The sequence below is a fragment of the Pseudomonas sp. REP124 genome (genome assembly GCF_020164475.1).
Lineage (GTDB): Bacteria > Pseudomonadota > Gammaproteobacteria > Pseudomonadales > Pseudomonadaceae > Aquipseudomonas.
Genome location: NZ_JAIQWX010000075.1, coordinates 23,191 through 29,748, shown reverse-complemented (window position 1 = coordinate 29,748; position 6,558 = coordinate 23,191). Strand labels below are relative to the sequence as shown.

The window sequence follows — 6,558 nt, the reverse complement described above, 5'->3', positions numbered from 1 at the left end:
ACAGGGTGTTGCATCGACAATCAATGTTCCAGGAGTCACCCGCTATGAGCCGCGCCCCAGACACATGGATCCTGACCGCCGACTGCCCCAGCGTACTCGGCACCGTGGACGCGGTGACCCGCTTTCTGTTCGAGCAGGGCTGCTACGTCACCGAACACCACTCCTTCGACGATCGGCTCTCGGGCCGTTTCTTCATTCGTGTGGAATTCCGCCAGCCTGACGGCTTCGACGAGCAGTCCTTCCGCGCCGGCCTGCAAGAGCGCGGCGAGTCGTTCGGCATGATCTTCGAACTGACGCCGCCGCACTACCGGCCAAAAGTGGTGATCATGGTCTCCAAGGCCGATCACTGCCTCAACGACTTGCTCTATCGCCAGCGCATCGGCCAGTTGTCGATGGACGTGGCCGCCGTGGTCTCCAACCACCCCGACCTCAAGCCGCTGGCCGACTGGCACCAGATTCCCTACTACCATTTCCCCCTGGACCCGAACGACAAACCGTCCCAGGAGCGCCAGGTGCTGCAGGTGATCGAAGACGCAGGCGCGGAACTGGTGATCCTTGCCCGCTACATGCAGGTCCTGTCGCCGGAGCTGTGCCGCAAACTCGACGGCAAGGCCATCAACATCCACCACTCCCTGCTGCCGGGTTTCAAGGGCGCCAAGCCCTACCACCAGGCCTACAACAAGGGCGTGAAACTGGTCGGCGCCACGGCGCATTACATCAACAACGACCTCGACGAAGGGCCGATCATCGCCCAGGGCGTCGAGGTGGTGGATCACAGCCATTACCCCGAAGACCTGATCGCCAAGGGGCGGGATATCGAAGGCCTGACGTTGGCGCGGGCGGTGGGGTATCACATCGAAAGAAGAGTGTTTTTGAACGCCAATCGTACGGTCGTTCTCTAGATCGCTATCGCGGGCAAGCCCGCTCCCACAGGGATTTGTGTCCGCCTGCAAATCCCGGTCACACCAACGATCAACTGTGGGAGCGAGCCTGCTCGCGATGACGGCATAACAGGCAACACAAAAACAGCATCTGTACCCGAGCAATGAACGCGCCGCCGACCCCCGGCGACGCGCCCGTTACATAAAAACAACAGCGAGGTGAAAGCATGTCTGGCAATCGTGGAGTGGTGTATCTCGGCGCTGGCAAGGTCGAAGTACAGAAAATCGACTATCCGAAAATGCAGGACCCGCGCGGCAGGAAGATTGAGCACGGCGTCATCCTGCGCGTGGTTTCCACCAACATCTGTGGTTCCGACCAGCACATGGTGCGCGGCCGTACCACCGCCCAGGTCGGTCTGGTGCTGGGCCACGAGATCACCGGTGAAGTGATCGAGAAGGGCAGCGACGTCGAAAGCCTGAAAATCGGCGACCTGGTGTCCGTACCGTTCAACGTGGCTTGCGGGCGCTGCCGTTCCTGCAAGGAGCAACACACCGGCGTGTGCCTGACCGTCAATCCGGCCCGTGCCGGTGGCGCCTACGGCTACGTCGACATGGGCGACTGGACCGGCGGCCAGGCCGAATACGTGCTGGTGCCGTACGCCGACTTCAACCTGCTGAAACTGCCGGATCGCGACAAGGCCATGGAAAAAATCCGTGACCTGACCTGCCTCTCCGACATCCTGCCAACTGGCTACCACGGTGCCGTGACTGCCGGCGTCGGCCCAGGCAGCACCGTCTACATCGCTGGTGCCGGCCCGGTCGGCCTGGCCGCTGCCGCTTCGGCGCGCCTGCTGGGTGCCGCGGTCGTGATCATCGGCGACGTCAACACCATCCGCCTGGCCCACGCCAAGGCCCAGGGTTTTGAAATCGTCGACCTGTCCAAGGACGCGCCGCTGCACGAGCAGATCGCCGACCTGCTGGGCGAACCGGAAGTGGATTGCGCCGTTGACTGCGTAGGCTTCGAAGCCCGCGGCCACGGTCACGACGGCGTGAAACACGAAGCCCCGGCCACCGTCCTCAACTCCCTGATGGGCGTTGTGCGCGTCGCCGGCAAAATCGGCATCCCCGGCCTCTACGTCACCGAAGACCCGGGCGCCGTCGATGCCGCCGCGAAAATGGGCAGCCTGAGCATTCGCTTTGGCCTGGGCTGGGCCAAATCCCACAGCTTCCACACCGGCCAGACTCCAGTGATGAAGTACAACCGCCAGCTGATGCAGGCGATCATGTGGGACCGCATCAACATCGCTGAAGTGGTGGGCGTGCAGGTGATCAGCCTGGATCAGGCGCCTGAAGGTTATGGCGAGTTCGACGCGGGCGTGCCGAAGAAGTTTGTGATTGATCCGCATAAGTTGTTTAGTGCGGCGTAAGGGGTGTAGGTAGGGAAGAAGGGCGACTTTAGGTCGCCCTTTTTTATGGGGTGTATGAAGGCGGTGGGGCATTTCGAATGGCCCAACCATAGGTTGGCAACTCGTCAACGATTGTTCCGTAATTTGGAGCTGGGAGGAGGGCAGAGCTGCCGTTTTGAATAGATAGGTTTATCGAAGGAGTTCCAGAAGCAGGCACAGCAGGGGTTACTGGGAACGCGCCGCTCATATGGGCGACTAAAGCCGGCGTCCATGTCGATGGCGCTACCAAGCCTTGCGTAGCCGTGAGTGGCGATGGATTGAACACCAGCGCTCGAATCCTTGGCATTCTTTGAGCCCCGTCCATAGCGCGCAAATCATTGGAAAAACTGTAAAAACGGTCTTGGAGCTGTAAATCCATAAATGCTTGTCTTTGAACGTTAGTTGTTGAAGGTGCCTGCGGTTGTAACGGTGCATCCATTGTTGAGTGCGCTTGTATCGGTGCATTTGACTCTGCCATTGCACGTGAAGCGTTTCCCGACGCACCTCGACCCGAAGGCGTAGCTCGTTTGAATCGTCGACTAATAAATTCTCCAATGGACTTGAGCCCTGCCCAAAACCACCAATGCCCATTCGGATCACTCCGATTCACCGGGTCCCCCTGGCAATACGCATAAGCATTAAAACCACCCCTGTGAAAAGGGCTCAAACTGTCCGGACAGATAAACCGCATCAACACCGGGTCAAACGCCCGATAGCCATTCCCCAGCAAATACCAACCCGTCACCGAATCCGCCCGCTCGCCGTTGAAACCCAGCAGACTGAGCAAGCCATTTTGGGCGGAGTGATGCCCGTAAGGCGTGTACCCCAACGGCGTCGACTGGCTCGCACCGAACACCTTCAACACCGAACGCTGGTGATCCGTGACCAGCAAACAGGTTTCCACGGCGCCGCTCTGGCGCTGTTGCTGCGCCAGCAGTTGATCGTCGTGCTGCATGATCGAGCTGTGCACCACGCCCTGGCTCACCGTCACCAGGCGCTCCTTCAGGTAGAAGCGCTCGGAGCGCGTGGGCACCGAAGGGGCGCTGGCGGTCAGCCGGTTGAGGGCGTCGTAGTGGTAGCGGCAGCTAAGCTGTTCAATAACGGAGCGCATGATCGATTGGCTCTTGAAAAGTTTGGTCTTAGTTTTTACTTTCACGTTATTCCCAGGGTCTTGAGGCGCGAAAGTATGAAGCTAGTTCGTTGAATGCAGCTGTACGTGATTGTTTGCCGTCCCTTATGTTTTCCACCGCCTTAAGCACCATATTGCTTTCGTACGGCGATAGGTGCCGTGGTGTAAATTCTGAAACAGCTTGTAGATCGTTAAACATCACTCTATACCTGCTGTACACCGCCAAAGCCGTTAATTCTTCTATTAGACGTCTTTCAATGTTGGGGTTGCTGGACAGCGGCTCTCTTACTTCTGGCCTGGCAAATACTGGATCAGTTGGTGAATCAGGAGGAGGTGCTGCTAGTGGATTTCTTAAGACGGGCGCCGGGTCACTAACAATGACTTCTCGAATATCGGGAGTGGCTGGAGCTGGGCGCGTTGTGCGTTTGAATGGATTGTGTTTGCTTGCAAAACTTCGAATTGAGCGTGGGATTGACCTGATGGTTGCCCAAAATGACCAATGCCCATTCGGGTCACTCCGATTCACCGGATCCCCAAGACAATACGCATAGGCATTCAATCCTCCCTTGCCAAAAGGGCTCAACGTGTCCGGACAGTTAAACCGCCTCAGCACCGTATTGAACGCCCGATAGCCATTGCCCAACAGGTAGTTCCCGGTCACCGGATCGCGCCACTCGCCATTAAAACCGAGCGGGCCGGGCAGAGCGACTGCCGGGGTCTGATAGCCATAGGGCGAATAGGCGAAGTGATGGAGCAATGCGTCCGAAGCGGTGAGCACCGAACGTTGCTTGTCCGTCGCCAGTAACGACATCTCCACTGCGCTGCCGTTGTGCTGTTGCTGCGCCAGCAGTTGATCGTCGTGCTGCATGATCGAGCTGTGCACTACGCCCTGGCTCACCGTCACCAGGCGCTCCTTCAGGTAGAAACGCTCGGAACGTGTCGGTACCGAAGGGGCGCTGGCGGTCAGACGGTTGAGAGCGTCGTAGTGGTAGCGGCAGAGCAGGGTCTGGCTAACGCGGGACATGGGGCAGACTCCCTGAAATCGGTGTCGACTCGGGGACTACTCTGGCGCAAATGGACTGGGCTGCCTACCTGACAGAAATGATAGTGGCACTTCCAACACCGGACCCTGTAGGAGCGAGCTTGCTCGCGATGGAGGATCAGACACCGCAGGGTGTCAGGCAGCCAGCGTTATCGTTGACGTCCATCGCGAGCTAGCTCGCTCCTACAGCACCGTCATGACTTCAACCGGCACGTCTTATGGCTTTGCCTGTTACTCGGTTGGCGTGATCCCATGGCGCGCTTGTGAACATTCCACCAATATTCATCAGGCTCCCAGCGAGTCCACTGCCCCTTCGAGTCTCAAGATAGTGCTCCATCCAACTCATTGCGGCTGCGCCGTGAGCGCCTGAATTACTCATGCTGCCTTCACTCACCTTCTGGGCAAGAAGCCCATATTTACGTGCCCGATCCAGTGAAAGGGTGTTGCTGTCATTACTGGCAAGATTCTCATTAACAGCCTGCAGCTTTTCAATGAAAGGTTGTCGGTGGTCGAGTTGACTCACAACATCGCTGATGTGTTGCCTCGGAGCCGAAAGAGGCGTCTTCGCGGAGTCTGCGTTGAGCCGCATTGATTCATCTATCGTCTTGATAAAGTCACCGAAAAGACCTGAGGCGGGGACCCCGCGACTAATTTCGATTCTGCTCATTAGAGCGGAAAGCACGAAGTGACCAGACGGATCCCGCCTGCTCACCGGATTTCCTGCGCAATAAGCATAGGTATTCAATCCGCCCCTCCCGAACGGGCTCCAACTGTCCGGTCTGATAAACCGCATCAATACCGGGTTGAATGCCCGATAGCCATTGCCAAGCAGATACCACCCCGTTATCGATTCCACCTGTTCGCCATTAAACGCAAGCAGGCTGATCAAACCGCTTCCTGCCGGGTTATGACCATAGGGTGTGTAGCGCAATCGCTCTGGCTGGTTCGCGGCGAGTATCGCCAACACTGAGCGCTGCTGGTCTGTTGCGAGCAAACGGCTTACCACTAGACGGTAGTGATGTTCGTTATGAGTCGAGGGCATCGTCGAATTACCTGTAGTAGCGGTTCGATCGGGGCGCTCTACGTTTGGCGAATAGTCGTAATTGAATCGGTGGAATTTTGGATTTTGTGAATAGCGTCCAGATATCTCCATATTCTTTTATCAATGACGTTGATTGCCTCTCCAATAATTATTTTCTCCGCAGGACTCTGTGAGTGCGCAAGATTGATGATTAATCGGTCGAGTGCCTTTTGATCGCTTTCGATTACCATTTTTATGGCGTTGATATCGAACTGATTGAGTCTAACAGGAGGGTGCTGCAGTGATGAGCTTGCAGCTTGAGAGGCGCCTTGAACTCCAGAGGTTGAGTCAGCTTGCAGGTGTGTTGCCGCTAGTAAATCGGGGTTTGTCGCTTCAGTTTTTGTATATGTTCCTGCCAGCGGATCTTTCGTCGAGTGCATTCTTCCCCTGCTTTTTAAACTGTCAGCTGACCTCCAGAACATGAGTTTTTTGAGTGACGAGAAAAAGGATGCATGTCCAGTCGGATCGTTTCTGTTTACCGGATCTCCCACGCAATATGCATATGCATTCAATCCACCCTCACCAAACAGGCTCCAGCTGTCCGGGCTGATGAAACACATCAATACGGGGTTGAATGGGCGATAACCGTTGCCCAGTAGATACCAGCCTGTCACAGGATCCGGTGGTTCACCTTTGAACCCAAGCAGGCTGTGCACGCTGTTTTGCGCAGGTCGATGGCCGTAAGGTGTGTAGAGCAGCGGTGTGAGTTGACCCTTCAATACGGAACGATGCGGATCCGTAGCGAGCAGTCGGGTTTGCACCGTACCGTTGCGGCGCTCCTGATGCGCCAGCAGTTGATCGTCGTGCTGCATGATCGAGCGATGCACCGCACCCTCCATTTCGGCACTTAACCTATCCTTCAGATAAAAGTGCTGGATACTCGACAGAGTTAAAGGATCGCTTGTTACCAGACGGTCCAATGCGTTGTAGTGGTAGTTGCGTCGAAGAGTGTCGGGTTCGATGAGCATGGGCTAGTCACT

6 protein-coding genes are annotated in these 6,558 nt (G+C 56.7%); 2 read left to right on the top strand and 4 right to left on the bottom strand.

The genetic code is table 11. From position 1 onward, the window contains the following. The first annotated feature begins 44 nt into the window (after positions 1-44). Positions 45-902: a formyltetrahydrofolate deformylase gene (gene purU, locus K9857_RS18425; protein ID WP_150705249.1), complete on the top strand. Its 858-nt coding sequence runs from the start codon at positions 45-47 to the stop codon at positions 900-902. 206 nt (positions 903-1,108) lie between these two features. Then, the gene (fdhA, locus tag K9857_RS18420) at positions 1,109-2,308 is read left to right on the top strand and encodes a formaldehyde dehydrogenase, glutathione-independent (protein WP_224538066.1); all 1,200 of its coding nucleotides are present in this window, start codon (positions 1,109-1,111) and stop codon (positions 2,306-2,308) included. Between the two features lie 43 nt (positions 2,309-2,351). Here fdhA and K9857_RS18415 read toward each other — a convergent pair whose 3' ends face one another. From K9857_RS18415 to K9857_RS18400, 4 genes are all read right to left on the bottom strand, one after another. Then, entirely contained in the window at positions 2,352-3,482 is a 1,131-nt protein-coding gene (locus K9857_RS18415) for an RHS repeat-associated core domain-containing protein (RefSeq protein WP_224538064.1), read from the bottom strand. A gap of 1 nt (position 3,483) precedes the next feature. After that, on the bottom strand, positions 3,484-4,479 hold the full coding sequence (locus K9857_RS18410) for an RHS repeat-associated core domain-containing protein (protein ID WP_224538062.1): 996 nt from the start codon (positions 4,477-4,479) through the stop codon (positions 3,484-3,486). 220 nt (positions 4,480-4,699) lie between these two features. Further along, on the bottom strand, positions 4,700-5,539 hold the full coding sequence (locus K9857_RS18405; protein WP_224538061.1) for an RHS repeat-associated core domain-containing protein: 840 nt from the start codon (positions 5,537-5,539) through the stop codon (positions 4,700-4,702). A 38-nt stretch (positions 5,540-5,577) separates the two neighbouring features. Continuing rightward, positions 5,578-6,546: an RHS repeat-associated core domain-containing protein gene (locus tag K9857_RS18400; protein ID WP_224538059.1), complete on the bottom strand. Its 969-nt coding sequence runs from the start codon at positions 6,544-6,546 to the stop codon at positions 5,578-5,580. Positions 6,547-6,558 lie beyond the last annotated feature (12 nt).

Excerpts from the sequence above, each read along its gene's own strand:
- purU (WP_150705249.1), top strand. The coding sequence starts at position 45 with ATGAGCCGCGCCCCAGACACATGGATCCTGACCGCCGACTGCCCCAGC.
- K9857_RS18400 (WP_224538059.1), bottom strand. The coding sequence starts at position 6,546 with ATGCTCATCGAACCCGACACTCTTCGACGCAACTACCACTACAACGCA.
- K9857_RS18405 (WP_224538061.1), bottom strand. The coding sequence starts at position 5,539 with ATGCCCTCGACTCATAACGAACATCACTACCGTCTAGTGGTAAGCCGT.
- fdhA (WP_224538066.1), top strand. The coding sequence starts at position 1,109 with ATGTCTGGCAATCGTGGAGTGGTGTATCTCGGCGCTGGCAAGGTCGAA.
- K9857_RS18410 (WP_224538062.1), bottom strand. The coding sequence starts at position 4,479 with ATGTCCCGCGTTAGCCAGACCCTGCTCTGCCGCTACCACTACGACGCT.